The 3,224-nt window shown below is 75.0% G+C and carries 4 protein-coding genes; 1 reads left to right on the plus strand and 3 read right to left on the minus strand.

What is annotated here, in order from left to right:
* The coding region (locus B0E53_RS34685; protein WP_210406334.1) for a hypothetical protein at window positions 1-391 on the minus strand (391 nt) is incomplete at its 3' end.
* On the opposite strand from B0E53_RS34685, the gene B0E53_RS34690 reads away from it, so the two are divergent.
* Window positions 390-1,298: a hypothetical protein gene (locus tag B0E53_RS34690; RefSeq protein WP_107079747.1), complete on the plus strand. Its 909-nt coding sequence runs from the start codon at window positions 390-392 to the stop codon at window positions 1,296-1,298. The two genes, B0E53_RS34685 and B0E53_RS34690, sit on opposite strands and share 2 nt — an antisense overlap.
* A 45-nt stretch (window positions 1,299-1,343) precedes the next feature.
* Here the strand turns inward: B0E53_RS34690 and thiC are convergent, their stop codons facing one another.
* Both thiC and B0E53_RS34700 read right to left on the minus strand, forming a co-directional pair.
* Window positions 1,344-2,936 (minus strand): phosphomethylpyrimidine synthase ThiC, encoded by a 1,593-nt coding sequence (gene thiC, locus B0E53_RS34695; RefSeq protein WP_107079748.1) that lies wholly within the window; start codon window positions 2,934-2,936, stop codon window positions 1,344-1,346.
* 17 nt (window positions 2,937-2,953) lie between these two features.
* On the minus strand, window positions 2,954-3,224 hold a 271-nt coding region (locus B0E53_RS34700), incomplete at its 5' end, for a bifunctional hydroxymethylpyrimidine kinase/phosphomethylpyrimidine kinase (protein ID WP_210406335.1).

Genomic DNA, 3,224 nt, shown 5'->3' on the forward strand with positions numbered 1-3,224 from the left:
CCGCGGCGGCCGAGGCCGGCGGGGCCGCGGCGGCCGCACCGGCTCCGGTCGGCCGGGCCAAGCGCACCCGCAAGCCGCGCACCAGCCGGAGCGCCACGGACCAGCCCCCCGCCGAGCCGACGACCACCACACCGGCCAGCGCCACCGAGCCGACCACCACCACACCGGCCAGCACCGCCGAATCCGCCACCACGCCGGCCAGCACCGCCGAATCCGCCACCACGCCAGCCAGCACCGCCGAATCCGCCACCACGCCAGCCAGCACCGCCGAATCCGCCACCACGCCGGCCAGCACCTTCGAGCCGGCCAGCACCTTCGAGCCGGCCGGAAGCACGCCGGCCGCCGCCGCTGCCCACACCTCGTCGACCGGCGCCGAGCCGGCGGGCGACATGCGGGTAACGGACCCACCCGAAGCGCCGGAGGCGGCCGCCCCGGCACCGGTCGCCGACCCGGCGGGCGATCCGACCGGCGCCAGCACGCCGACGGTCGGCGAGCGACGGAACTTCTTCTTCATCCCGGAGCCGGCGCCGGCCGACCTGCCCGAGCCCCCGGCGTCGCCCCGGCCGCGGGTCCCGATCTTCGAGGACGTGAGCCCCGGCAACGTGCGGCCGGCCTGGCCGATCGCCCCCGCCACGAACTGGCCGGTCACCCCGCGCGGCGGTATCGGGGCCACCGAGCCCGGCAGCCCGACCGCCGGCGGGGACGGTGACCCCGACGGCACCGGAACCCCCGACGGCGCCGGGACCTCCCAGGCCACCCGGCCGGAGCCGGCGCCGCGCCCCAGGCACCGGGCCCTGCCCGACCTGGGCCGGAGCACCGGCTGGGACGCCCTCGCCAACGCCCGACCCGCCGGCCCGACCACCCCGCCGCCCACCGACCGGGCCCCGGAAACCACCGGCCCGGAGGCCACCGGCCACACCGGCCCCGCCCGGGAGACGACCGGCCACACCGGCCCCGTCCCGGAGACGACCCGCCACACCGGCCCCGCCCCGGAGACCACGGGCCGAATCCTTCCGGTCCGGGACGAGCAGGACGCGGAGACTGCCTCGGGCGGCTGGCACACCGACGTGTCCGAGGCCGACGCGGCCCCCGAGGCGGCCGGCGGGAAGTCCAAGGGCCGGCGCGGCCTGTTCCGGCGTAACCGCGGCAAGGGCGGCGAGCCGGGCGAGGTCGACCGCGAGTCCGAGCCGCTCGCGAGGCAGGACGAGGAGTACGTCGACTGGGTCGCCGGCCTCGCCTCGGACGACAACGCCGACGATGCCCGGTCCCTGCGTACCGGGCGGCACCACCGCGACTGAGCGTGCGGGGGCCGGGTCGACCAGCGGCCCGGCCCCCGGCGGTACTCAGGCCAGCGGCAGGTAGACGCGGGAGCCGCCGGCCACGAACTCCGCCGACTTGTCCTGCATGCCGCGCGCCGCGTACTCCTTCAGCTCCTGGGTGATCTTCATGGAGCAGAACTTCGGGCCGCACATCGAGCAGAAGTGGGCGGTCTTCGCGGGCTCGGCCGGCAGCGTCGCGTCGTGGTACGACCGGGCGGTCTCCGGGTCCAGCGCCAGGTTGAACTGGTCCTCCCAGCGGAACTCGAACCGCGCCTTGGAGAGCGCGTCGTCCCAGGCCTGCGCCCCCGGGTGTCCCTTGGCCAGGTCGGCCGCGTGCGCCGCGATCTTGTAGGCGATCACGCCCGCCTTCACGTCGTCCCGGTCGGGCAGGCCGAGGTGCTCCTTCGGGGTGACGTAGCAGAGCATCGCGGTGCCGAACATGCCGATCATCGCGGCGCCGATGGCCGAGGTGATGTGGTCGTACGCGGGCGCGATGTCGGTGGTCAGCGGCCCGAGCGTGTAGAAGGGGGCCTCGTGGCACCACTCCTGCTGGAGGTCCACGTTCTCCTTGATCTTGTGCATCGGCACGTGCCCGGGGCCCTCGATCATCACCTGCACGTCGTGCGCCCAGGCGACCTTCGTCAGCTCGCCCAGCGTACGCAGCTCGGCGAACTGCGCCTCGTCGTTGGCGTCCGCGATCGACCCCGGCCGCAGCCCGTCGCCGAGCGAGAACGTCACGTCGTACCTCGCGAGCAGCGCGCACAGCTCCTCGAAATGGGTGTAGAGGAAGTTCTCCTCGTGGTGCGCCAGGCACCAGGCCGCCATGATCGAGCCACCGCGGGAGACGATCCCGGTGACCCGGGCCACCGCGAGCGGCACGTACGACAGCAGCACCCCGGCGTGCACCGTCATGTAGTCGACGCCCTGCTCGGCCTGCTCGACCACCGTCTCGCGGAACACCTCCCAGCTCAGCTTCACCGGGTCGCCGCCGACCTTCTCCAGGGCCTGGTAGATCGGCACGGTCCCGATCGGCACCGGCGAGTTCCGCACGATCGCCTCGCGGGTCTCGTGGATCCGCTTGCCGGTGGACAGGTCCATCACGGTGTCCGCGCCCCACCGGGTGGCCCAGGTCAGCTTCTCCACCTCCTCGGCGACGGAGGAGGTCACCGCCGAGGTGCCGATGTTGGCGTTCACCTTGACCAGGAATGCCTTGCCGATGATCGCCGGCTCGCACTCCGGGTGGTTGACGTTGAGCGGCAGCACCGCCCGCCCGGCCGCGATCTCGTCCCGGACGAACTCCGGCGCGACCCCCTCCCGGATCGCCACGAACTCCATCTCCGGCGTGACGATCCCGGCCCGGGCGTACGCGAGCTGCGTCGGCCGCCTGCCCTCGACGCCGGCCAGCGGCGTGCCGGCGCCCCGTACCGGAGCGACGTCCCCGCGCTCGGCGATCCACGGGCCGCGCAGCGGCGGCAACCCCACCGCCGGGTCCGAGCCGGGGCCGGCGGTGTCGTAGAGCCGGACCGGCGGGTTGTCCCCGGTCAGCTCCACCTCGGCGAACGGCACCCGGATGTTCGGGCGTGACCCCTCGACGTAGACCTTGCGACGTGCGTGCATGACAGCCTCCCTGTCGCTCAAGCGGACCAGCCGAAGTGGTCCAGCGGGCCGCGTCCCGCGCCCAGCTCCCAGTGCCGCGCGCCGGTCAGCGCGCGGGTCACGTACTCCTTGGCGGCGGCCACCGCGACCGGCACCGGGTCGCCGGCCGCGAGCCGGACGGTGATCGCCGCCGAGAACGAGCAGCCGGTGCCGTGGTTGTGCCGGGTCGGCACGCGGGGCGCGCGCAGCAGCGTGGTCGGCCCGCCGCCGGCCAGCACGTCGACCGACTCGCCGGCCGCGTCCACGTCG

Origin of the sequence: Micromonospora sp. MH33 (assembly GCF_003013775.1) — a bacterium.
Taxonomy (GTDB): Bacteria; Actinomycetota; Actinomycetes; order Mycobacteriales; family Micromonosporaceae; genus Micromonospora; species Micromonospora fulviviridis.